At 53.1% G+C, this 25055-nt stretch carries 19 protein-coding genes and 1 riboswitch; of the genes, 11 read left to right on the top strand and 8 right to left on the bottom strand.

Features of this window, described 5'->3' with window-relative positions:
- The first annotated feature begins 211 nt into the window (after positions 1–211).
- From JCR24_RS09770 to JCR24_RS09790, 5 genes are all read left to right on the top strand, one after another.
- Positions 212–616 carry an ATP-binding protein gene (locus tag JCR24_RS09770; protein ID WP_031212548.1) on the top strand — a complete coding sequence of 135 codons (405 nt, stop codon included), beginning with the start codon at positions 212–214 and terminating at the stop codon, positions 614–616.
- 17 nt (positions 617–633) lie between these two features.
- Complete coding sequence (locus tag JCR24_RS09775) at positions 634–966, top strand: STAS domain-containing protein (RefSeq protein WP_011229870.1); 333 nt, start codon at positions 634–636, stop codon at positions 964–966.
- A 6-nt stretch (positions 967–972) separates the two neighbouring features.
- Complete coding sequence (locus JCR24_RS09780) at positions 973–2499, top strand: PP2C family protein-serine/threonine phosphatase (RefSeq protein ID WP_238980524.1); 1527 nt, start codon at positions 973–975, stop codon at positions 2497–2499.
- On the top strand, positions 2492–2671 hold the full coding sequence (locus JCR24_RS09785) for a hypothetical protein (RefSeq protein WP_238980525.1): 180 nt from the start codon (positions 2492–2494) through the stop codon (positions 2669–2671). Before JCR24_RS09780 ends, JCR24_RS09785 begins: the two co-directional genes overlap by 8 nt.
- Before the next feature lie 247 nt (positions 2672–2918).
- Complete coding sequence (locus tag JCR24_RS09790; protein WP_238980526.1) at positions 2919–3332, top strand: RDD family protein; 414 nt, start codon at positions 2919–2921, stop codon at positions 3330–3332.
- Positions 3333–3372: 40 nt separating this feature from the next.
- On the opposite strand, the gene JCR24_RS09795 is transcribed toward JCR24_RS09790, so the two are convergent.
- From JCR24_RS09795 to JCR24_RS09815, 5 genes are all read right to left on the bottom strand, one after another.
- On the bottom strand, positions 3373–4578 hold the full coding sequence (locus JCR24_RS09795; protein ID WP_238980527.1) for a type III PLP-dependent enzyme: 1206 nt from the start codon (positions 4576–4578) through the stop codon (positions 3373–3375).
- A complete protein-coding gene (locus JCR24_RS09800) occupies positions 4566–5804 on the bottom strand; it encodes an MFS transporter (protein ID WP_013144228.1) in 1239 nt (412 codons plus the stop codon). Before JCR24_RS09800 ends, JCR24_RS09795 begins: the two co-directional genes overlap by 13 nt.
- A gap of 12 nt (positions 5805–5816) precedes the next feature.
- A complete protein-coding gene (locus JCR24_RS09805) occupies positions 5817–7823 on the bottom strand; it encodes an IucA/IucC family protein (protein ID WP_238980528.1) in 2007 nt (668 codons plus the stop codon).
- On the bottom strand, positions 7820–9751 hold the full coding sequence (locus tag JCR24_RS09810) for an IucA/IucC family protein (RefSeq protein WP_238980529.1): 1932 nt from the start codon (positions 9749–9751) through the stop codon (positions 7820–7822). Before JCR24_RS09810 ends, JCR24_RS09805 begins: the two co-directional genes overlap by 4 nt.
- A 355-nt stretch (positions 9752–10106) precedes the next feature.
- Positions 10107–12482, bottom strand: a complete 2376-nt coding sequence (locus JCR24_RS09815; protein WP_238980530.1) for a M14 family zinc carboxypeptidase — start codon at positions 12480–12482, stop codon at positions 10107–10109.
- A gap of 361 nt (positions 12483–12843) precedes the next feature.
- On the opposite strand from JCR24_RS09815, the gene JCR24_RS09820 reads away from it, so the two are divergent.
- The 6 genes from JCR24_RS09820 (at position 12844) to JCR24_RS09845 (ending at position 22502) form a co-directional block, all read left to right on the top strand.
- Positions 12844–14097: a methyl-accepting chemotaxis protein gene (locus tag JCR24_RS09820; RefSeq protein ID WP_238980531.1), complete on the top strand. Its 1254-nt coding sequence runs from the start codon at positions 12844–12846 to the stop codon at positions 14095–14097.
- A gap of 135 nt (positions 14098–14232) precedes the next feature.
- A riboswitch (TPP riboswitch) is annotated at positions 14233–14346 on the top strand.
- A gap of 171 nt (positions 14347–14517) precedes the next feature.
- Positions 14518–16206: a phosphomethylpyrimidine synthase ThiC gene (gene thiC, locus JCR24_RS09825; protein WP_011229874.1), complete on the top strand. Its 1689-nt coding sequence runs from the start codon at positions 14518–14520 to the stop codon at positions 16204–16206.
- 598 nt (positions 16207–16804) lie between these two features.
- On the top strand, positions 16805–17983 hold the full coding sequence (locus JCR24_RS09830; RefSeq protein ID WP_013144234.1) for an aminotransferase class I/II-fold pyridoxal phosphate-dependent enzyme: 1179 nt from the start codon (positions 16805–16807) through the stop codon (positions 17981–17983).
- Positions 17980–19635: a thiamine pyrophosphate-binding protein gene (locus JCR24_RS09835; protein ID WP_238980532.1), complete on the top strand. Its 1656-nt coding sequence runs from the start codon at positions 17980–17982 to the stop codon at positions 19633–19635. Before JCR24_RS09830 ends, JCR24_RS09835 begins: the two co-directional genes overlap by 4 nt.
- 70 nt (positions 19636–19705) lie before the next feature.
- Positions 19706–21187 carry an aldehyde dehydrogenase family protein gene (locus JCR24_RS09840; RefSeq protein WP_238980533.1) on the top strand — a complete coding sequence of 494 codons (1482 nt, stop codon included), beginning with the start codon at positions 19706–19708 and terminating at the stop codon, positions 21185–21187.
- Positions 21188–21344: 157 nt separating this feature from the next.
- Entirely contained in the window at positions 21345–22502 is a 1158-nt protein-coding gene (locus JCR24_RS09845; protein WP_238980534.1) for a saccharopine dehydrogenase family protein, read from the top strand.
- A 188-nt stretch (positions 22503–22690) separates the two neighbouring features.
- Here the strand turns inward: JCR24_RS09845 and JCR24_RS09850 are convergent, their stop codons facing one another.
- From JCR24_RS09850 to JCR24_RS09860, 3 genes are all read right to left on the bottom strand, one after another.
- Positions 22691–23848, bottom strand: coding sequence for an MFS transporter (locus tag JCR24_RS09850; RefSeq protein WP_081132981.1), 1158 nt, complete (start codon positions 23846–23848; stop codon positions 22691–22693).
- Positions 23848–24276, bottom strand: a complete 429-nt coding sequence (locus tag JCR24_RS09855; protein WP_013144239.1) for a MerR family transcriptional regulator — start codon at positions 24274–24276, stop codon at positions 23848–23850. The genes JCR24_RS09850 and JCR24_RS09855 overlap by 1 nt, the downstream gene beginning before the upstream one ends.
- A 290-nt stretch (positions 24277–24566) precedes the next feature.
- Complete coding sequence (locus tag JCR24_RS09860; protein WP_238980535.1) at positions 24567–25052, bottom strand: (2Fe-2S)-binding protein; 486 nt, start codon at positions 25050–25052, stop codon at positions 24567–24569.
- Positions 25053–25055: the final 3 nt, after the last annotated feature.

Consider the following 25055-nt stretch of genomic DNA (forward strand, 5'->3'; position numbering starts at 1 on the left):
TTTTTTTTTTTGGATGTAGGAAATTGGAATGAACCCCATTTTGTATTATAATGAGTTGTAGTAAATAAGAACTATTTTTCGATAGATGGAACAATAAAGGAGAAAAATAGCATTCGAATCCGTTTTCCCCAGCGCTGGAACGTGGGATAGTGGAAAAGCTGCCATGTTGCTTTGGCCGGCGCATAAGCATAACAAGGATAGGGGAATGCCGATGAAGCCCAAGGCCATGATCCGAACGATGGCGATCGTGAAAACGGCGGACATTTTAAAAGCGATGGACATTACCGAGGAACTGGCGAAGAGAATGGGGTTTTTGCCGCGCGATTGCCTTTTTCTTCGGCTCGCGACAGAGGAAGCGTGCACGAATGCGTATGAATATTGTCAAAAAACGAGAAAACTGCCATTTAGGATATTTTGGAAAATTGATGCGAGACAGTTTATGATCATTGTCAAACAGCGAGGAGGATGCTTCTCCGTAGCCCAAACTGATGTCGTCAACACTGGGCCGCGCGGCAGGGGGCTGCAGCTGATCACCCATATCGTCGACGATGTATACGTGAAGCAAGCGGGAAACAACGTCTTGTTTTGCATGTGCAAATGCAAAAAAAAAGAGTGACTATTGGAGGAAACAAGATGGAGACAAAACAAGGGGCAATTTGCACGCTGACATGGGCAGAAGATATTACCTTAAACAATGTCGAATCGTTCCGTCAAGCGCTGGAAAAGTTGCTGGACAAACAGGCGGATCAATTGATCGTCAACATGGAGGGGGTCAAATACATTAACAGCGCCGGACTCGGGGTCATCGCTGACAGCGTCATGGCGGCGAGAGCCCGACAAAAAGAGTTGGTCATTGCCGGAGTGGAAGGGTCGCTTGCAGAAATTTTCCATATCGTCAAATTTTCTTCGTTTATCAAACTATTTGCCACAGAGAAGGAAGCCATGGATTATTTCAGTGGAGAATGACGTTCTATGGTGGATGGGTTTTGGGAACATGTTCAACGTTATGACCACCTCGCGTGGCGAGAGTTGCTTCTCGGCTTGGAAAAAATGAATGTATTCGTTGGGCCGGGCGATTATGTGTATTGGCTCGCAGCGCCGGAACAAAGGCGGCTCTTGTTCATTTCGTCATCATGCGAGCAGCTGTACGGCCTGCCTCCGGACGACTTTTACCGCGATCAAGACATATGGGCAAAAGTGTCCTACCCGGATGACCGCGCCAAGGCGGAAAGAAAATGGTCGCTTCTTTCGGGGGCGGATGCGGGTGCCCAAACGTATCGCATCATCAATCAGCGGGATGGCTCCGTCCGCTGGGTGCTTGAACGGACGTTTCCTGTGCTTGGCCAATTCGGGGAAGTGAGGCTCGTCAGCGGAGTTGTCGCTGATCTGACAGAAGCAAAGCGAAACGAGAATGAACGGCAGCTCGCTGAACAAGTGTACAAAGCGATGGAACAGGCGATGCTCGTAACCGATGGCCAGTTTGTCGTTCAGTTTGTCAATCCGGCGTTCACAAAAATCACTGGCCATGGTGTAGAGATTGTCGGTCAGCCGCTGCATACGCTTTACGCGGGTTATTACGAGGCCTGGCTTTATGAGGTGATTCAAGCGGGAACTGGGGAAAGTGGAGAATGGAGGGGGTGGGTGCGCTGGCGGCGGAAAAACGGTTCGGTCTATGTCAGGCAGACGACGGTGCGGGCTGTGCCTGGCCATGATGGAGGAATCGCGTTTTACTTGTTTTTATTTGCCGGTCCAATTTATGAGAACCCATACATCGCAGCGATGAAAGATGACTTGCGGCTGGCCCGCGAGGTGCAAAAGCGCGTGTTGAGCAAGCCGTTGTCGGCCAAAGGAATCCAGATTGCCGGAACGTACATCCCATCGCGGGAGCTGGGTGGCGATATGTACGCCTGGTATCCGATTGACAAACAGCGGTACGGCATTTTTTTAATGGATGTGATGGGTCATGGGGCAGCGGCTTCACTCATTTGCATGTCGGTCCGCTCGCTCTTAAACGGCGTCATCCGCAAAGGGATCGTTCCGACGGAAGTGTTTCGCGAGTTGAACCGCCATATGCGCCAGTTGTACCATGAAAACGGGCGGATGACGTATTATTTCACCGCCGTATATGTTCTGGTGGATGTCAAGGAACGGATGATTGAATATGCATCAGCCGGCCATCCGCCGGGGTTTTTGTTCCAACCGGACGGAACGGTGGCGGAGTTGGACCGCGGCTGCGCGCCGATCGGGCTGCTTCCGCGCCTTTTTGTCGACAGCGGCCGGTTGCGCTACGAGCCGGGGGCGACGCTTGTGTTGTATTCCGACGGGGCGATCGAAGGGGAAACGGGCTCTGTCCGGCAAAAGATTGAAGCGTTCCGCGATGCGCTGGCGCCGCATATTTTATTGGACGAGCAAGTGCTTTTGGACCATCTGCGCCGCCATTTTGCGCAAAAAGGGCCGCTTCCAGACGATTTTTCGGCTGTGGTGGCGAAGCTTGGATAAAGCCGACGCTCGGCCGGCTTTACAAGTTCAGGCATGGGCCGCCTTCCTTTTTTTAGGTCATATTCCAAAGGATGTGTTCCGCCTCAGGGCCATCCTTTTTTCATTTCACGAAAAGATTAACAAGTTCATGCCGGCCATCAGCATGATCAAAACGGATTGGCTCGATCTATAAGAACCGTACAAAACGAAGCGGTGGCGTTGTAAGGTCTTTTAAGAAACTTATTGAAGAGCGGTGTTTCCCCTCAAATCGCCGTCCTTCTTGAGCCCTCCAACGCTCCCACCCCAAACAGGCGGGGAAAATTCAAGGGAGGGCCGCCTTGGACGGATGTAGATTTCTTTTTGAAATTAGGCTAAAATAAAGGCAATTCGCTGTCAGGAGCGAATACAATGATAGAAAAGGCAGGAGGAGGGAAAACCGTATGGCGGTGACGAACCCGGCGGGGTTTTGGAAGCGGTTGTTGGCTAATATATTGGATGCGATTGTCGTTGGCATTCCGATTTCGATCATCGGCTATTTCATCACGGGCAGTTGGGAAACGAACTGGTTTACGTCATTGGCGAACATCCTTTACGCGTTAATCGTTCCGGCTGTTTGGTACGGATATACGGTCGGCAAGCGGATGCTTGGCATCCGGATTGCGAAAGTGAACGGCGGCAAAGTCGGCATCGGCACAATGTTTTTGCGCTCGTTCGTTGGCGGACTCGTATACTTTATCACGTTTGGCATTGGTCTCGTGATTAGTGCGATTATGGTCGCGGCGAGAGAAGACAAACGGTCGATTCACGATTTTATTGCCGGGACGTATGTGACAACGGAAAAACCGACGGCGTAAACAAGGAAACGAGCGGGCTTCCAAATGGAGGCCCGCTTTTTTATGTCGATGGCTCAAGGTAAATAAATTCCGGGTGCGGGTGGCTTAGAAAGTCATGATGAGAAATGTCCCAGCCGTAGGCGCCGGCACAGCGGAACAGCACGATGTCGCCAACGCACAGGCGGTCGCAAGGCACATCCCGAGCCAATATGTCGTTTGGCGTGCACAACTCGCCGGCTAATGTCACCCGTTCGTTGAATAAAGATGGGCGGTCGAACGGGTAAGGCCATTTGTCGATCGGAATAACGAGAAACGGATGATTCATTTTCCAGGCCGCCGGTAGCCGGAGATGGTGAGTGCCGCCCCGGAGAATCGCAAAATGCGTTCCGTAATTGGTTTTCAGGTCGAGCACCTCCGCGGCGTAATACCCATTATGGGCGGCAATAAAGCGGCCGAGCTCGAAAATGACTGTCCAATGAGGGGGGGCTTGACGGCGCAGCAACAGGTTCAGCTCTTTGGAAAACCAATTCCAACGAAATTGTCGGTCCGGTTCGTTGTAATGCACGCCGACTCCGCCTCCGACGTTAACGACCGAAAACCGCCGCCCGTACGTCGTTTCCGCTTGCGCGACAAATGACAGGCACGTTTCGATAAAAGAAAGATGGGCCTGCTCGTCGGTATGATTGGACATCGAATGAAAATGGAATCCTTGCAGATCAATAGACGGAAGAGTCAATGCCGTATGGATCGCTTCGGCGATATGTTGTTCGTCGATGCCAAATTGGGTCGGTTTTCCCGCCATATGCAATGTGGCGCCTGAGGCGGCTTGCCGCAAATTGACCCGCAGGAGTACACGCACGGTTGTTTGCCTCCTGGCGGCGATCCAATTCAGCCGCTGCAATTCCCATACGCTTTCGACATGAATGAGAGCAACACGTTCCTCAATCGCCGCGGCCAGCTCCTCATCTGTTTTTCCCGGACCGCCGAAAATGACTGGAGAATCGGCAAACAGGCGGCGGACTTTTTGCAGCTCGCCGCCTGAGGCGACTTCAAAACCGGTGACATACGGCGCGACTGTTTTCAAGATGCGCTCATCCGCGTTCGCTTTCACGGCGTAAAAGAGCCGGACGGAAGGAGGAAGCGAGGCGGACAAGCTTGCTGTATGGACGCGGAGGTTGTCTAAGTCATATACATAGGCGCAAAGTGGGCCCTGCTGTTTTGCCTTGCGTTCTATAATGGCTTGAATGACGGTGTTCAATCGTTCCATATTCGTCCTCCTGTAGAGATGTTCCATAGTTCTTTTCGCCGCCAAAAGGCAAGGGCGCAAAGAAGGCAGAGCCATCCCATCGCATAGCCAGCGATTTTCGCTCCAACATACTCGGCAAGAGTCGTAAGCAAAAGGGTGCCTAGCGGGATGAAGCCGCGGTCCATTAAAGCGATGCTCATGACCCGTCCGCGCAACCGATCCGGAACGACCAGCTGGATGGCCAGGCGGCATAACGTCCGGTATAGCTGCCCGGTCAACCCGGCCAGTGCCATGGCGGCTAAGCAAAGCAGCCAATGTTCAAATAAGACGATCCATAGAAGCAACGATAGAGAAAAAGCGAGCAAAGAGACGATGAGCCATTTGCCGATCGCCTCGACCGGCCGGAAGGAAAGCCAGATCGTGCCGAGCAATGCCCCGGCGGATGAGACGGAGAGCAACACGGCGAAATCCCCGGCATCGCCGTTGGCCAACGCGTCAACAAGAAGAGGGGTGACCGCCGAATAGGCAAAGCCAAACGTCATCGGGATGATTGAAAGAAGAAGCAGCCCCCGAACGAGCGGGGTGCGCTTGATGTAACGGATCGCCTCCCCTTTGCTGCCGTCTGTCGGACGCGCAGCTGGACGGCGGGGGCGGCTCTCTTCTAATGACAATACAGCAAAAGCTGCGATAACGAGCATCGTGCTGTAGACGATAAGCAGTGAAACGCCGCCGAGTGAAGAGAGCCCCCATCCGGCCGCTGCCGGGCCGATGATTTTCCCGATGTGAAGAGCGGCGGTATGCAACGAAATGGCGCTGGAGAGCGCCTCGATTGGAACAAGGTCTGCGATATAGGCGTTGCGCGCTGTCGTTTCCATGGCCATAAAGATCGAACGGACAAAGACAGCGGCAAACAGCCAAATGAGTGAAGACGGCTCGCGCAGCAACCAAGCAATCACCAAAGTAAAACCTGCCATGCCCAGCAAGGAGGCAGCAAGCACTTGGCGCCGGGACAGGCGGTCGGCGAGCACGCCGCCGAGCCAACTGAATAGAAAGATCGGCAACAGCCGGCAGACGTTGAGAACGCCTAGATCGAGCGACGAGCGGGAAAGCTGCAACACAGCCCAGTTTAGGATGACGAAATCAGCCCACTCCCCGATGCGCGCCGGCAATGTTCCGCTCCAATAAATCCGGAACGGGCGCCAAAATAGCGCAAAAGAGGGGGATGGTTTTTTCGATGTAAGAAGCATGTCAACTCCCCCTTATCGACTCGTTGCTAACGGATTGGGAACGGAAACGAAACAATACGTTTTCGCTTCTGGCTGCAGCCGCATTTTTGCCAGCGCCTTATGCTCGATGTGCGGCCGGTATAAGGCTTGGCGGTCTTCGTCTACTGCTCGTTTTAGGTTTGGGTCTTTGGCCAATTTGGCAAACACCTCATCACATTGGCGGCGGACGCATATCCAGCATTGTTCCTCGGCAATGCCCCACTGGCGGCTGATATGACGGATGATTTCGCCAAGCTGATTTTGAAAGACTGTATAAAACACTTTGTTTTGTGCTTCTCGCAAATCATCCGTAATCGTGATTGAATCGGGACGGACATCGATATTGAATCCTTGGCGCTCAAGGCGCGGCCGGTACAAACGGATGCCTCCCCAGTCGCGGAACAGCAATTTCATCGGTTTCCCTTGCCGGAAAACGGGAACGGTATTTTGCAAGTGTCCTTCCAGGCCAATACCGTACTTGACGAGCAACGTTAGAAAGCCACGGACGGCGATGCCGACGTATTCGCGAAGAAAGGAAAGCGCCGTTTCTTGAGATGATGGACGGCCGATTCCCTTGGCATATGCTTCAATAATATCGTTGATAATCGGCCGGCCGCTGAATGGTGACGAGGCGTATAAAGCGGTGCCGGCAATGGCGATTTCCCCTTCATCGACAAAGCGATCCAGCCCTTCCCGATAAATGACCGATAAGTTCCGTGCTTTATTTGGATCTTCAGAGCGAAACGAGCAGCCGCCGATTTCACAAACAGGAAGAAAGATAGCGGACAAGTCCCTCTCTCTTTCCAAAATGGCGCGAAGCAGCCGGCTGTATGTTGCGCCGTTGTTGGCTGACTGGGGGGAAATGGACCTGACCGTCGAGGTCATTTGACTATGGACGGCAGTCTTTATATACAGCGGTGCTTCTTTCGCCAAAACGGTTCGGAACGAGGCGGTCGCCTGCGTTGGGATCACCGCTCCTTCGATCAGCCAAAGGAGGCCGTCGCGCAATTCCGCACGATAGACGTTAGGAATGACATGTTCGTATTGCCAAGGATGGACAGGCACGAGCACATAGTCTTCTAGCTTCTTTTTGGTTTGCTGGAAGCATTCTTCAACCGGGCCGCGCAGCGACGGAAAATGGTCGAGCAGGAATGTGTTCGGATCCTCGTATCCGTCAAAGTGGAAATCGCACAAATTGCGTCGGACGGCGACGATCCGCAGCTGCGGTTGACCGCCAAACTCAGCCGAGTAAGCAAATACGTCTTTAGGGGACATCGGCAGTTTCGTTTTGGCGCCTGGATGAAGATGATGCCCTTCAATGCAAAGCTGCTCGAAAAACAGCGCCGGGCAAAACGATGGATTGCTTTGTCGTTGTTCGATATAGGTGAACAAGTTGTCCGCTTCCTTCCGCATCGTTTGGCATTCCTTTTCAAAATGCCAATAAGCCAACGCCAAGTTGGAGGTTCCGTTTTCCAATTCTTTCGCCAGCTGCGCCCATGCTTGTTCCTCGCCGGCCGCCTTGATGAGCGGCGTTAGCAACGAAAGGAAGGAAAGGGCGTCCCGCACCGTTTGGATGCCTTCGCCGATCCAAACGACCTCCTCGCCGATGTCGCATTGGCGGAAGGCTGATTCGCCGCGGATCGGGATCAGCAAACATTGGCCGGGGGCAACGGGGAACAATTTATACATGATCCCTTCCTGCAAGTTGGCGGCCGGCAGCTGGCGGACGACCGCTTCCCATTCCGGCGTCAGCCCGCGCCAGTTCGTGATATACACTGAGCCGATCACTTGCAAATTGTAGGAACGGGAGTATAGACCGAATACGTCCTCCCGCAGCAACGCAGCTGCGGTTCGTTGCAAGATCGTCGTCCGTGCCCGCATGACATGGCGGACATAAGCGGAGAGACGTTCAGGAAATCGTTTTTGGATGAACTCGACGCATTCTTGTTCGTATGGATAAAGGATGATATCAGCTGTCCGGAGGGATAAACGCGTGTTCATCGTTCCCATTCCTCCCTTTTCCATTTGGCCAGCGGATTAGCTGTTTCAATGAATCGGTTGCGAAGATCATTGGTTAAGCGCATAGCGACAAGTGCTTTCATCGGCAGCACCGGGGAAAAGAGCGCGTCCCGATCTTGCCTTGCCTGTTCTTCTGTTTCACTGTCACGGGTCAACGCGGCAAATACATTCTCCATTACATCCGCTGTGGCCTGCCAAAGGAGTGTCTCGTCGATAGAGAACGTGCGGGAGAGGCAGGCGATCAGCTCGCCAAGATGGTTGTGAATGACGGCATGGGTGAACGTATGCCGCAATTCGTTAAGATCTGCTGTCACGATGCTTGAAGGCGCGAGCTCGTCAAGCGGATAGCGATGGCGACCGAAGCGGCCGCAATGAAGGCGGATTCCTCCCAAGTCGCGAACGTGCATTGACTGGGGCGCGCCGGAGCGAAAGACAGGAAGGCTATTTTGCAAGTGAGCTTCCAAGCTGATTCCGTACTTGCATAAAAGCAAGAGCAACGGCGGAACGAGCATTTCCGCATACTGCCGGAAAAACCATACAGCCGCCTCGCGCACGGAGCTTGCCCCCTGATTGGCTGCATATTCCTCAACGAGCTCAGCTGCCACCGGTTTGCCGCTCAGGAAGGAAGGGGCAAGGAGCGTCACGGCTGGCATCATGATATCCCCTTCCGCCAAATCGCGCTCCGGATTGGTTCGGACGATGGCCGAGAGCTGTTTGCCCAGGGCCGCTGCCTCCTCGTCCGTTCGGCCGTGAGGCAAGAAGCAGATGCCTGCCTTTTCACTGACGATCTGAAAGCGGGGAGCGAGCCGTTCTTTTGTGAGCACATCGACCAGCCATGCCGATAATCGCGGCCCATTGGCCGCTGCCGCCGGAGACACAGTGCGGATGGCGCTCGTCATTTGCACGTTGATCGGAGTTTTCAAATGATCACCGGAAGCGCCGGGGATCATGAACGTCCGCACGGAAACGAGCGGATAAGCAGGCAGTACGCCGCCATCGATCGGAACGATTGTTTGTGCGGCCAGTTCGTTTTGAAAACGCTGTTGGATGACGTGTTTCCATTGCCATGGATGGACAGGGATGACGTCGTATTCGCATTCAGACAGGCCGTATGCCCGCAATGCGTTTTGCACAACGGACTGCAACGTTTTATCTTGTTCGTAAACCCAATCTGCCATCCGTCCGTAGGAAAAGGAAACGAAACGGCAATGGCTGCGACGCACCGCCAGCAAGGGGAGAGTGACTTTCGCTTCCCATTCCGGCGAATAGTCGATCATGTCTTGGACGCTGAAGCCGAGCCGCGTTTTGGCGCACGGGTGCAGTGTATGCCCGTCAATGACCGTTTGTTCGTAAAAGGTGAGAGGGCTGAACGGCCGCGGCTGGGCACGCACCCACTCGAGCGAAGACGAGTACGTTGCTCCATATGTATCGCGCCATCGACAGCGGCGCCGCTCGGCCGCGGCTTGGGCAAGCGCGTCGTTGATCACGCTGTTGGCGATTTCGGCGCAAAACTCGTCCCAATTTGGTGCACAACTGATGAGCCCTTCGCGTTGAAGCAGCTCGAGCAGCTCCAAGGGAGAGGAGAGAGACTTTCGCTCCTTCTGATCAAGCAGCCAAAGGCGCGCAACGGTAAACTGCCCTAAGGAAAACCGTTCCATTACCGCCGCTGTGATTTGTTTCTTCATAGAGAGTAGGATGGAAAGCTCCAATTTGTGGCCGGTTTGTTCCCAAACAACGCGATCTGGGCTGATGAGCTGTTCGCGAATAAGCGCCTGCAGCAGTCGGTTGGCTATGCGTTGACGGCTGTTCGGCAAGACGGCCAAAAACGAACGAGCCAACGATGGATCGACCGTTTGCAAATATCGATATGTTTCTTCTTCCTCAGTGAGAAAGAGGATGGACGAATTCAATCGGATCCCTCCATTTGATAACGATTATCAATTTCGTTAAATATCATAATATAAATGATTATCATTTTCAATAAGGAATTAAAAAATAGTCTTTCCGTCTAAGAGATAGGGAGGAGAGTAAGAAAAACTGACTAGTTCGATTGATGGGAGGGAGAATATAGAGGTTCCGCCTAAGAGACTGGTAATTTAAGAAAAAAATGTTCCGGTGTGGGACTTTCGCTAATGAATCAACAGCCTTTCCACGCGTTCATGAATCAACCATTTTAAAGAAAATGCGGTTTTTCTCTAACTCTCTAAAGCGGGGCGACAAATCAAAAACGGGAACTCCATTGTCGGAGCCCCCGCTTTTGATTCATTAGTTTCCCCAAATGGCGTTCGCCATCAGGCGGAATAGGTAGTCGGTATGGTCCCGGAATCCAGCTTCGAGCCCGATCAACGTGACGTCGGCGTTTCGTTCGCGGACAATGACAGCAGCCCCTTGGGCGGCATCGCGGTTTTTCCAATGCCCGGCGACGAAGAAGCCCGGATCGTTTATAAATGTCGCTTCGACGATATCATTGTCCGTATTCGTATACCATACCGGACGATACACAAAGCCGATGTCGTTCTGTCCGTAGCCGGCTGTCGTCCCTGTGCCGCTGTAGTCGACACGGACGATGCCGTTGCTGTTCGAGCCCCCAACGTTAATTGTATCGTCGGTGAGACCGAGTGTTTTGGTTGCTCTTGATGCCCCAGCGCCAACAGCGATGTATTTGCCGCCATTTTGGACAAACGCGGTGACGTTTGCCTTAAAGGCATTGTACTGCTCTTCATTTTGCAAGCCAAACTCTTTATTAGCAGCACTCAATTTGAGAGAAATCAAATTTTCCGTGCCGCTGTAAATAAAGACGTCAAATCCATTAAGCCCGTTCGTCGCCACTTCGACAGGCGTCAATTCGGCCACTTGGAAGCCTAGACGCTGCAACGCCAGCTTCGTACCGGAATGTGATTGCTGCTTATTCATCCCCCCGTCTTTCAACAAGGCGACACGGACGCTTGCAATCGGTTCGGCATCAGCCGGAACAGCGGCGGTGGAAATATGCAGCCCCGATTCTTTCACAGCTGCTGAAATGCGGTTGGCCGGCGCTTCCACATAGAAGTTTCCGCGCTCATCGCGTTTGACGGCAATGCCTTGTTGCAACAGCGTATTCACGAGACGGACGGCGCTGACCGAGCTGTTCGGAATGAGGTATGGGCCTTTCCCGGTTAATGACCCTTGCACTTGGACGTTTCCTACGTTTGTCGTCGGAACGTTCACTTCCTCGTTAACAGGGATAGCCGCAAATCCCCATAATTCCGGCAAGCTCCATGCTGAGATGTCATACATCGCCGGCGTATCGTCCGTAATGTCTTCGCCGTCCCAAAGCATCGTGTTGGCTAAGCCGGCTTTCGCCTGATCCATTGGAACGATGTACGTTCCTTTCGGGTACGTTGTCCCGCCTATGGTAAACGGCTGCGCTGCTTGTTTCACTTCAATGTCATTGCGGAGCAGATGCTCGACCGCTTTTAGTGTGACGGTTGGATCTGTTTCATTGACCGGCAAAAGATAGGCGTTCGGGAAAAAGCCTTCTGGATGATGCGGATGGTTGAACGTAATCCCGCGTTTAAACATTTCAATCTGGTCGGCGATCATTTCTTGTTTATGTTCAACGGCGAATTTCAACGCGCCCATAATGGCGTTATATTGCCAGCGCACGCCGTCCCAGTCGTTGGTCGGTGCTTCGAGCGTATGGCCGTACGCGCCGTGGTACATGGCGTACATTGGCGTGAAAATCGGCGGATAGTCATCCCAGCCGGCTGTATCGTCCCGGTACGGGATATAGACGCCTTCCATCGATTTGTACAGTTCACCTTGATAAGATGCTTTGTCGGCTAGAATTTCCGCTTCCATCGCTTTCGCTTGCTCGAGCGCCCATTTGATGTATAAATCGTATTCATAGTTTGGATTGTGCGGGGGTGTGCACGGTTCAATCAATCCTTGTTTGTTGGGCGCATAGTTTTTGACATATCCGTGCGTATCAAGAAACACCATCGGATTCCATTCTTTAATTAATTCTACCGTTTCCCGCGTTTCGGGTTGCGATTGGGTGATGAAGTCGCGGTTCAAGTCGATTCCCGCACCGTTAAACCGTGTCGCCTGCACGCGCCCGTCCGGGTTTTGCACGACGTTAAAAATGAGGACGGTGTTCGCTAAAATTTGTTTCGTCACGTGATCGTTTTGTGTGGCGAACCGTTCAATCAGTTGAAGAATGGCGTCCGTGCCGACAAATTCGGTTCCATGGATCGAACCGTTGATCATAATCGGCACTTTGAAGTCTTCGTTGTTCGCCACCCATTCTTGCGCTTTGCCCGGGTTTTTGAACATTTGCTTCCGGAGCGCCTGAATTTTGCCGAATTTGCCGCGCGTCGACGGATCGGCAATTGTGACGACATAAAGCGGGTAGCCGTTCGCTGATGTTCCTCTTACTTCCACTTTGACGCGGTTCGACTGTTTCTCGATTTCTTTCAGTTTGGCGCCGATTTGCGAAAACTTGACAAAGTCATAGTTTTCTTGGTTGAATAAGCTCCCGTTTTGTTCTTCAAACGCATTGACGTTCGTCCATTTGATCGGCTCAGCTTGCGCGGCCGTCCAAGGGGAGAATGCCAATAAACTGAAGGCAAGTGCCCCGCCAATCATCTTCTTTTTATTCATGGATGATCCTCCATTTTATTGATCTAGTAAATGAATATTTATAACACAATTACTATTTTAATACAATCCCTTTTTACTGGCAATAGAATTTTTACATGAATCTGTGGTAAAAACGTGTCCAAACTGCTGAGAACACTGAATAAATATAACGTTTTTTGCTTTTCACTCAATAAATGAAGATTCGAAGAGGGGCTAAAACCTTGGTATAATAACGTTTTCTGATACTTATGATGAACTCCTGTCATATAAAGGATGTCCGGTTGGGCGCTAAAGAAGGAAAACCAATGCACGTTGACGAATATGTCAATGCTATAGTAGTAGTATAAAGTTTTTTGATGATAGAAAAAAGGAGGAGAATGGATTGTCGTTAAGCGCTTATATCATTCGCACAATGTTCGTTGTCATTCCTGGCACAGCGGCGATCGGCATGGCCACATGCCTGGTCAACGGCATTCGCGGGGCGGCATTTTGGTGGACGCTTGTTGCTACAGTGCTGTTTGGCGCGATGCTCGGCTTCGTTTCGGCAACGCTCAACTATCGACGGTTTGTTGCCCCGATTGCCGTTATTAACGAACATTTAGGCAAGATGACAGGCGGAGATTTGACGGTGCGTGTACCGCTTGATCGCGTGCAGCAGCTGCGGCCGATTGCGGCGTCGTTAAACGATATGGCAAACGCTTGGCAAAGTGTGATGGGGCAAATCCAACATCATGCCGAAGAAGTAGCGCAATATTCTCAGCAGCTTGCCGCCGTTGCCGAACAGACGACGAAAGCGACAGAGCAAATTGCGACAACGATGGAAACGCTTGCGGCAAGTGCGGAGGAGCAGGCCGATGCTGTCCGCACCACCGCCGCGTCCGTGCATGATATTTCCCAAACATTGAGCGACGTCGCTTTCCATACGAAAGAAGTGGCGCACCGGGCTGAGAAAACATCGGCGAAAGCAGAGGACGGCAAGCAGTCAATCGGACAAATGTCCGAGCAAATGCAGTTCATTTACGATCATGTGCAAACGCTCGGCCAGGTGGTGAAAGGGCTTGGGGAGCGCTCCAACGAGATTGGACAGATTACGGAAGCGATCACCGGCATTGCGTCGCAGACGAATTTGTTGGCGCTCAATGCCGCGATCGAAGCGGCGCGCGCCGGCGAGCAAGGGAAAGGGTTTGCGGTTGTCGCGGATGAAGTGAGGAAGCTCGCAGAACAATCAGCGCGCTCAGCGCAACAAATTTCCGAGCTGATCGGTTACATTCAAGAAGAAACGAAGCGGGCAGTTGCGTCTGCCGAACAGGTGATCGCCGAAGTGGCGAAAGGATTGAACGTGGCGGCGGCATGCGGCCAATCATTTGCCCATATCCGCGAGGAGGTCGGCCAAGTGAGCAAACAAATTGGACAAGTATCGTCCGCCATCGAGCAAATGACGGAGCATGCTCGTCAAGTGAACGACGCACTCCAACAGATGACCAATATTGTCGAACAGTCAGCGTCTGGTGCGGCCAACGTATCGGCAGCGACCCAGGAACAAATGGCTTCCGTCGAGGAAATCGCCTCTTCGTCGACATCGCTCGGTCAGATGGCGGACGAGATGCGGGCAATGCTGAAGAAATTTTCTGTGTGAGTGAGGAAAAGGACGCTTTCTTCGAGAAAGAGGGGCTTTCAAACGACGTGTGGGAGTCAACGTTTGGAATAAAATGGTTTGCATCTTTGCCAATTGCCTGATAAAATAAAAAAAGTCAGTCATCATTGTGATACGCTTATCTGCTAGGGGAGTCCGGGAGCCGGGCTGAGAAAAGAACGCGATGAAGTTCTTTGACCCTTTGAACCTGATCTGGGTCATGCCAGCGTAGGGAAGCAGGCAGCGGGAACAGATGGACGTGTCTTGTTCATTTGGCCTTTTGCCTTCGATCAGGTTCCGGTGTCGGAACCTGTTTTTATTTTGAATCGGCCGCCATCGCCTATTCTCGTGTTTGCCCCGCTTCAGACGGTGTGGCTTCAGATCTGATCTTTCATCATTTTATGTTGAAAGGGGAAGCCACGCATGGAAAACATCCGCTCGTTTATGTCGTTTCCGGAAAGCCGCAAAGTGTACATCGAAGGGTCGCGCCCGGATGTGCGCGTGCCGATGAGAGAAATTGCTTTATCGCCAACGAAAACGCCGCAAGGAATGGTGGAAAACAAACCGGTGCGTGTCTACGATACGACGGGCCCGTATACGGATCCCGATTTTGAACCGGACGTGGAGAAAGGCTTGCCTCCTCTTCGTCGCCGCTGGATTGTCGAGCGCGGCGATGTGGAGGAAATGGAGCGGTCTTCTGTTGCGATCCAACGTTCGCTTCCGTTTGTGCGCCGTCCATTGAGGGCAAAGCCCGGAAAAACAGTGACACAAATGCATTACGCCAAACGGGGGATCATTACGCCAGAAATGGAGTTTGTCGCGATTCGTGAACAAATCGATCCAGAAATTGTCCGCCAAGAAGTCGCCGCTGGTCGGGCCATTATTCCGGCCAATATTAACCATCCAGAGAGCGAACCGATGATCATCGGCCGTCGTTTCCATGTGAAAATTAATGCCAATATCGGCAACTCGGCTGTTTCTTCATCGATTGAAGACGAAGTGGAAAAATTGCTTTGGGCGGTGCGTTGGGGCGCCGATACGGTCATGGATTTATCGACCGGCAAACACATTCATGAAACGCGCGAGTACATCATCCGCAATTCGCCGGTCCCCGTGGGAACGGTGCCGATTTATCAGGCGCTCGAAAAGGTAGGAGGGGTGCCGGAGAAGCTGACATGGGACGTGTACCGCGAGACGCTCATCGAGCAGGCTGAACAAGGAGTCGACTACATGACGATCCACGCCGGTGTGCGGCTTCATTACATTCCGCTCACCGCCAACCGGACGACCGGAATTGTCTCGCGCGGCGGCTCGATCATCGCCCAATGGTGTTTGGCCCACCATGAAGAAAACTTTTTGTATACGCATTTTGAAGAAATCTGCGAGATTTTGAAACAATACGATGTCGCGATCTCCCTTGGCGACGGCTTGCGCCCCGGCTCCATCGCCGATGCGAACGATGAGGCGCAGTTTGCGGAACTCAAGACGCTCGGCGAGCTGACGAAAATCGCCTGGAAGCATGATGTGCAGGTGATGATCGAAGGGCCGGGGCACATTCCGATGCATAAAATTCGCGAAAATGTCGAGCGGGAACAGGAAATTTGTCATGGAGCGCCGTTTTATACGTTAGGGCCGCTTGTCACCGACATCGCGCCCGGGTATGACCATATTACGTCAGCGATTGGCGCCGCCATCATTGGCGCTTATGGAACGGCGATGCTTTGTTACGTAACGCCCAAAGAACATTTAGGGTTGCCGAATAAAGAGGACGTACGCGCCGGGGTCGTGGCCTATAAAATCGCCGCCCATGCGGCTGATCTGGCAAAAGGGCATCCAGCCGCTCAGCAGCGTGACGACGCGCTCTCGAAAGCGCGCTTTGAATTTCGTTGGAACGATCAGTTCAATTTATCCCTCGATCCGGAACGGGCCCGCGAGTATCATGATGAAACATTGCCGGCTGAGGCGGCGAAAACGGCCCATTTTTGTTCGATGTGCGGGCCGAAATTTTGTTCCATGAACATTTCACATGAACTGCAACGGAAAATCAAAGAGGAGGGGATGAAAGAAAAAGCGCAACAATTTATTCGGCAAGGGTCGTCGCTGTATCAATGACAAGAAGCGGGCTGCGATGCTCGGCATGGTGGAGAGGATATGGAAGTTCGATCAACGGAAAAAGCATGAGCTGGAAAACGCTCGGTGCTGATCGAAGCAGCGGAGGGGGGCGAACGTTCATCGCCCCTCTTGTTTGTTCTGCAAATTGGTGCGGTTCCTTATTATTTTAAAAATATATAATTTTTAAAAAATATATTTACAAATCGTTTCGGATTGATTATGATAATGGCATAAGGTGCAAATTTCTAGTCATAGAATGATCATGCGGGGAAAACTGCGCAGTCTATCGCGGCGCCTTCGCCGGCGCTTCGCTTCCATAGACAGCGGCCAGTTGCGTCATCGAACCGTGGATGATGCCGGCCGCTTCTTTTTATGGCGAAAGGGCCGGGTTTCAGAAGGTTGATCGCGTTTTTCTAGCAGCTTAGTGAAAAAATAACCACTTCTCCTGCATCGACCGCTTTTCGAGAAAAAAGATTTTGATGATGTCTTGATGTGAGAAAGCCATTGGTATGATAGGCTGCTTCTTGAACGTGAGACGGGCATGAGGGTGATGGGCGTGCGCATAAACTGAAACGAAGGGCCATGAGGAGGGATGGGATTGAACACATTTTCCGATATTGTGCAGACGATGCCGCCATATTTGTTCTCCCGATTTCAGAAGAAAAAAGAAGAACTGCTAAAGCTCGGGGTCGATGTCATTGATTTAGGGATCGGCGCCCCCGATTTGCCGCCCCCTTCCTTTGTCATCGAAGCGTTGAAAGAAGCGCTCGATGCGCCAGAACACTATACGTATTCGCCGTATGGCGGCTGCAGGGAGTATCGGGAAGCGGTCGCGCGTTTTTATGAACGGGAATATGGCGTCAAGCTCGATCCGGAGACCGAGGTGTTGGCGTTAATCGGCTCGAAAGAAGGAATCGTCCATTTGCTGCAAGCCGTTCTCAATCCCGGCGAGCTCGCCTTAGTGCCTGATCCGGGCTATCCTGTCTACCGGACGGCCGTCCATTTTGCCCGCGGCCAGAGCCTATCGCTGCCGCTCGATGCGCAACATGGTTATATTCCTCGGTTTGATGCGCTTCCCTCGTCCGTTTATGACCAAGCGAAAATCATGTTTCTCAATTATCCGAGCAATCCGACGGCCGCCGCTGTCGATTTGGATGTATTTGCCGAAGCCGTTTCACTTGCCCGTCAGCACCAGATGTTCATTGCTCATGATGCGGCCTACTCGTTCGTGACGTTTGCCGGTTTTCAAGCGCCGAGCATTTTGCAGGTGGACGGGGCAAAGGAAGTGGCGGTGGAATTTGGATCGTTGTCCAAAAGCTATAACATGGCCGGCTGCCGCATCGGATACGTAGTCGGAAACCGGGACATGATTCGAGCGCTTTCGGTGATCAAGAGCAACACGGATACGTGCCAGTTTATTCCGATCCAGAAGGCGGCGGTGGCCGCTTTGACGAACGGACGGACGTTTATTCGAGAAAATAGCCGCATTTATGAACAACGCATGAATATGATGGTCGAGAGACTTCGAGAACTGGGCATCGACGTGCAGCGGCCGAAAGCGACCTTTTTCTTGTGGATCCCGGTCTATGACGGATACTCGTCCGAACGATTTGCCGCCAAATTGCTGGAAGAAGCGGGAGTCATCGTAACACCGGGAACAGCGTTTGGATCCGCAGGGGAAGGATATGTCCGCGTATCGCTGTCAGCGCCGATGGAGCGTCTGCAGCAAGCCGTTGAACGATGGAAGCAAGTGGATTGGGAGGAATCGGCGCGATGAAGAGAACGATGCGTCACATCACGGTGGCTCAAGCCATCGTCGAATGTTTCAAACAGGAACAAATCCGTTATGTGTTTGGTGTGCCGGGAGAAAGTTATTTGCCCCTGCTTGATGCCATCTATGATGAGCCATCCATCGAGTTCATCTCCGCCCGCCATGAAGGGGGTGCTTCCTTTATGGCGGAAGGGTATGCGAAAGCGTCGCGGAAGTGCGGCGTCGTGCTGGCTACAAGGGCGGTTGGCGGGGCGAACTTAACGATCGGCGTCCATACCGCCAGGCAAGATTCCACTCCGATGGTCGTGTTTTTGGGGCAAGTGAACAGCCGCTTCCTAGGACGTGAAGGATTTCAGGAAGTCGATATGGAAGCGTTTTTTCGTCCGATCGCAAAATGGGTGGTCGAAATTCGCGAAGCCGAGCGGGTGCCAGAGCTGGTGCAACGGGCGTTTCGCACCGCGAAAACAGGGCGGCCCGGCCCCGTCGTCGTTTCACTGCCAGAAGATGTATTTTCCAAAACGATAACGGAAGCAGTGATGGCCGAGACCTATGTGCCGAAGCCGGCCCCAAGGCAAGAGGATATACGGAATATAAAGGAGCGGCTCGAGCGCGCCAAACGGCCGCTCGTGATTGCCGGCGGCGGCGTCAAATGGTCGGGAGCCGAGCAGCTGCTGCGCTTATGGGCGGAAAAGTATGCACTTCCAGTCATGGCGGCGTTCCGGAGGCATGATGTGTTTCCCCACAACCATCCGTGCTATGTCGGCCACCTAGGCCTAGGGACGCCGAAAGAGGTCATGGAAACGGCTGAGCAGGCCGATGTGGTGATTGCGTTGGGGACGCGGCTGTCGGAAGTGACGACGCAAGATTACCGTTTGCTATCTCCAACGCAGACGCTGATTCATATCGATATTGACAGCGATGGGCTCGGAAAAGTGTATGCACCGGATATCGCGGTTTGGGCTGACTGTCGGGAAGCGCTGTCCCGTTTGCTCGATATCGCGGTGCAGCCGTCTTGGCAGGAATGGGCGGCTGAACGGAGGGAACGGTACGAACAAACGGCCGCGTTGCCGCTTGAAAAACGAACTCTCCATGAAGCGGTCATGGCGAGTTTAGGTCGCCATTTGCCGAAAAATGCGGTCATTACGAACGATGCTGGGAATTTCGCCGGTTGGCTTCACGCCTTTTTCCCGTTTGGGGATGGGCACACGTACATCGGCCCGACGTCAGGAGCGATGGGATATGGCATGCCGGCTGCCATTGGCGCGAAACTGGCCTTTCCCGACCGGACCGTCGTTTCTTTATCCGGGGATGGCGGCTTTATGATGACGGTGCAGGAGTTGGAAACGGCCGCTCGATACGATATTCCGATCATTAGCATTGTGTTTAACAATCATATGTACGGCACCATCCGCATGCATCAAGAATTGCAGTTTCCGGGGCGGGTCATCGGCACCGATTTAGGCCGCGTGTCGTTTGCCCGGTTGGCAGAATGCTTGAACAGCTGCGGATTCCAAGTGCAGACGGAACAACAGTTCACGGAAGCGCTTCTGTTGGCGCTTGAAGCCAAGAAGCCGACGGTGATTGAAGTGTTGACCGATCCGAACCACATTTCGGTGGCGGCAACGATCCAAGACTTGCGGGCCAAGAGGAAGTCCTGACGATCATCGCTCGGCGTTCAATGTATAAATTATCTCAATAAATCATCTAGAAAAATGGGGGGAGTATACAGTGAAAATCCAAAACTATATCAATGGAGAATGGAAGGAGCCAAGCACCGGGCAATTTGCGCCGGTGATCAATCCGGCGACGGGGGAAACGATTGCCGAGGTGGCGATGTCCGGGCCAAACGATATCGATGAAGCGGTTCAGGCAGCCAAAGAAGCGCAAAAACAGTGGGCCCTCGTGCCGGCGCCGAAACGCGCGGAAATCTTGTATAAAGTTGGGATGCTGCTAAAGGAGCGGAAAGAACAGTTGGCCCGGCTGTTGACGATGGAAATGGGCAAAGTGATTGAGGAAGCGCGCGGCGAAGTGCAGGAAGGCATTGATATGGCGTTTTACATGGCGGGAGAAGGACGGCGGTTGTTCGGCGATACGACGCCGTCTGAACTGAAAGACAAATTCGCCATGAGCGTCCGCACGCCGGTTGGAGTGGTCGGCATCATCACTCCATGGAATTTTCCCATTGCCATCGCCACTTGGAAGTCGTTTCCGGCCATTGTTGCCGGCAATGCGGTCGTATGGAAGCCAGCGCCCGAGACACCGATCATGGCGCAGGAATTAGCTCGCATTTTTGAAGAAGCGGGCTTGCCGCCGGGAGTGTTTCATGTGGTCCACGGTGACGGGCCGACAGTCGGCAATGCGCTCGTCGAGCATCCTGATGTCAAGGTCATCTCATTTACCGGATCGAATGAAGTCGGGCGGATGATTGCGGAAAAATGCGGACGGCTGTTGAAAAAGGTGTCGCTTGAAATGGGAGGAAAAAACGCCGTCATTGTGATGGATGATGCGGATTTGACATTGGCGGTTGACGGCATCATCTGGAGTGCGTTCGGCACGTCGGGGCAGCGGTGCACGGCGTGCAGCCGGGTCATCGTCCATGAGCGGGTGAAACAGGAGCTTGAGCGGCGTCTGCTTGAAGCCGTGAAAACATTGAAAATCGGCAACGGGTTGGATGAAACGGTCAAAGTCGGACCCGTCATCCATGAAGAGGCGCTTCAAAAAATCGACCGCTACATGCGCATTGGCGTAGAAGAAGGGGCGAAACTGCTTGTGGGTGGCTATATATTGCGCGAGGGCGACTATGCGCGCGGCTTTTATTACGCGCCGACGATTTTCACCGATGTCACGCCGAATATGCGCATCGCCCGCGAAGAAATTTTCGGCCCGGTTGTGTCGATCATTTCCGTCCGCAGTTTGGACGAAGCGATCGCCGTCAACAACAGCGTCGATTATGGGCTGTCAAGCGCCATTTTCACACGCGATGTCAACAATGTATTCCGAGCGATGCGTGATTTGGACACCGGCATCGTGTATGTCAACGCCGGCACAACGGGAGCGGAAATTCATTTGCCGTTTGGCGGCACGAAAGGGACGGGCAACGGCCACCGCGACTCCGGCGTCGCTGCGCTTGACGTATTCACCGAATGGCGGAGCATTTATGTCGATTTCAGCGGCAAGCTGCAGCGGGCGCAAATCGATACCGATGATTGAACCGGGCTGTCGCTTGCAACATGGCCGGCAAAAGAGAAGCGAAGATCAACGTGGAACATATATCGTGAATCGAAGCAGCGGCCGCGGCAAAGATGTGAAAAAAGCGGCTGTCATGTGAGCGTATGGCAAAGAATCGGTGACAGAGGGGGAAAGAACGATGAAAGTGCTCGTGCTTGGAGCGGGGCTGATGGGCAAAGAAGCAGCACGCGATTTAGTGCAAAGCCAAGATGTTGAGGCGGTGACGTTGGCGGATGTCGATTTGGCCAAGGCGGAGCAGACGGTGCGGCAGCTTCATTCCAAAAAGCTTGCCGCTGTGCGGGTGGATGCCGGCGATCCGCAACAACTGGCAGCGGCCATGCAAGGGCATGATGTCGTCGTCAATGCCTTGTTTTACCGCTTCAATGAAACGGTGGCGAAAACAGCGATCGAAACGGGTGTTCATTCCGTTGATTTAGGCGGCCATATCGGCCATATTACCGATCGGGTGCTTGAAATGCACGAGGAGGCTCAGAAAGCGGGGGTGACGATCATTCCGGATCTTGGCGTCGCACCCGGAATGATCAACATTTTATCCGGCTATGGGGCGAGTCAACTCGATGAGGTGGAATCCATCTTGCTGTATGTCGGCGGCATTCCTGTCCGCCCCGAACCGCCGCTGGAGTACAACCATGTGTTTTCCTTGGAAGGGCTGCTTGACCATTACACCGATCCGTCTCTCATTATCCGCGACGGCCAAAAGCAGGAAGTGCCGTCGCTTTCCGAAGTGGAACCGATTTATTTCGACCGGTTTGGGCCGCTTGAAGCGTTTCATACCTCAGGAGGGACGTCGACGCTCTCGCGCTCGTTTCCGAACTTGAAGCGGCTCGAGTACAAAACGATCCGCTACCGCGGCCATGCAGAAAAATTTAAGCTGCTCGTCGATTTGAACTTGACGCGCCACGATGTGGAAGTGGAGGTCAATGGATGCAAAGTCAAACCGCGCGATGTGCTGCTTTCCGTCCTGAAGCCGCTGCTTGATTTGAAAGGGAAAGATGATGTGGTGTTGCTTCGGGTCATCGTCGGCGGCCGAAAAGGCGGGAAGGAAACGGTATTGGAATACGAGACCGTCACGTTTAATGACCGCGAAAACAAGGTAACGGCGATGGCGCGTACGACGGCCTACACGATTTCTGCTGTCGCTCAGCTCATCGGCCGCGGGGTGATCACAAAGCGCGGCGTCTATCCGCCGGAGCAAATCGTTCCGGGGGATGTGTATATGGACGAGATGAAAAAACGCGGCGTTCTTATCAGCGAGAAGCGGACGGTTCATAGCTGAACAGCGAGCGCCATAAGCAGGAGGATGGAAGCAGTTTCGTGAAAAAGGGCAATGCTTCGCCGCCGCGAACACGATGACAAAATGGCTGCGGCCGGGAAGCGAATTGTGAACAACGCCCGTTCCCGTCTGGAACGGGCGTTTTCTGATTTTAGACGCGAAATGATTGTGATCGCCTGTTTTTTTTACGGCTATGCCGTTTTGGGTGCCGAAGTCTTGCGCTTGCGCCAGGAAAGGAACAGAAAGGCGATGAGCGCCAGCGCCATGGCGACCATAAACGGTGCTTTTGAGGAAATGGTGTGGCCGATGATGCCGGACAGCACCGGAGCGATGGCCGCTCCGAGCCAGCGGACGAAGTTGTACGTGCCGGACGTCACTCCCCGCTCATATGGCGATGTTTCCATCACATAGCTTGTAAACAAAGCGTTGTTGAGTCCGGAGACGAGCCCAGACAAAATGATGAGCGTTACCATAAGCCATGTCGGCTTGGCGACTACAAGAAGCAGCAATAAGGCTGCGAACATCAGCAAACCGTATGGCAAAATTTCCCTTGGTTCATATTGTTTCTCAAGCTGATGGGCGAGCACCGCTGAGCCATAAGCAAGGCAGAGCCCCCAGCCGAAGAAAACGAGGCCGATTTGGATGGCCGACAGTCCAATGATCAAAGGCGAATACGCCAATACGACGAAAAAGCCGTAATAGTAAAGCATGCCGCCGACCGCCCCTTTTAAAAATGGCGGGAACGAAAGCAACCGCCGCATTTCTTGCAGGCCGACCGCTTTTTTCGGCTTTCCTTTGTTCGGATCATAGACGAAAAAGGTGACGAGTAAAAAGGCAATGAAAATCAAGACGCTCGTGCCGATAAACGGATAGCGCCATGAATGTTGGCCAAGCAGTCCGCCGACGAGCGGACCGCCGGCCATGCCGAGGCCGATCGCCGCTTCATACAGGCCGACCGCGGTGCTTGCCTGCGGCGTCAACGCGATCAACAACGTCATGGCTGTGGCGAAAAACGTCGCATTGCCCAATCCCCAGCCGGCGCGAAAGAGCGACAGCTGCGGGATAGTAGAAGCAAAGCCGCACAACAACGAAAAAATCGTAACGAGGCCAAGCCCTGCCACCATCATTTGTTTATCGCCGATACGGTTGACAACAAGACCGACCGGGATCATCATGACCGCCATCGTCAAAATGTAGGCGGTAAACAACATTTCGACTTGCCAATGGGTGGCGCCGATGCTTTTGGCGATGACCGGCAAAATCGGGTCGACGATCCCGATGCCCATAAACGCTAAAAAGGCGGCGGCGACGGTAATCCATCGCGCCTTTGTTTTTCTCCCTTCCTCCACTATTCTTCTCTCCTTTCTTGCAAGAGGGCGTCTACCCGCTCTGCCATTTGTTCCAGCTCTTGCTTCAGCATGGCCATCTTCTTCATTTTCTCTTCCAGCATGGCGATTTGCCGACGCAATCCAGCGCTGATTTGTTCCAGTTCACGCCGTTTTTCGCTCCCAGCGGCCTCATGTCGATATTCCGCCCGATGCGTCTCCATCGTTTCTTTCAGCGCCAAAAAATGCTGCAGCTCCTGCAGCGAAAAGCCGAGCACTTCGCGCGCGGCAACGATGTTTTTCAGCCGTTCGATGTCCTCAGCTGTATAAAGGCGTGTGCCGCCTTCGCTGCGCGCCGGCGGCTTGATCAAGCCAATCTCCTCATAATAGCGAATCGTCCGTTTTGTTAGGCCGGTTGCTTTGGCGACGTCATCGATTTTGAATCGCTCCATTCGGGGCCCCTCGCTTTCCCGTGATCACAGTGAACGATCTGTTTTACAAACATAACATTAACGTTAACGTTATATTTTTGTCAATAGCTATTTAGAAGGCCGGTGAAAAACCGCTGTTTTCCTTGATCGATGGGTGAACGTGTGAAAATAGGGGCTGATGCTACAAGGATTTTCTACTTGAGAAGCGATTCCGGGAAGCTGTTGCCCTAGTAAATCACCGGCCTTTTCGATGAGATGTATACCGCATCAAAAAAGAATATCCCGATTGGGTGCGGGATATCCATTGCTCGTCAAGGATCTGTTGGTTTTGCTTTTTTGGCTTCGAGCACTTCTTTGACCGCCGCTTCAATTTCTTGATAGCTTGTGCAGCGGCAAATATTGGACTCCAGCCATTCTTGAATCGTCGCTTGATCCGCGCCCGGATGCCGCTCGATGAGTGCGTGGGCGTTCATAATGAATCCAGGAGTGCAATAGCCGCACTGAAAGGCGAAGTGGCGGACGAAGGCGTGCTGAATGGGGGCATCATCAAGCCCTTCGATCGTGGTGATTTCTTTGCCGACTGTCTCAATCGCGAGCATCATGCACGATTTGATTGGCGTGCCGTCGACTAAGACGGTGCAGGCGCCGCAGTCGCCGTTCAAACAGCCTGGCTTGGCCCCGGTCAGCCCCAGCCCATCGCGCAAAACAAACAGCAGCGTTTCGGCTTGGCGAGTGACGATCGATCTTCGTTCTCCATTAACGTGCAGCACAAGCTCCCGCTTTGTCGTTTCCTCCATGTC

Origin of the sequence: Geobacillus sp. YHL (assembly GCF_022341265.1) — a bacterium.
Classification (GTDB): domain Bacteria; phylum Bacillota; class Bacilli; order Bacillales; family Anoxybacillaceae; genus Geobacillus; species Geobacillus thermoleovorans.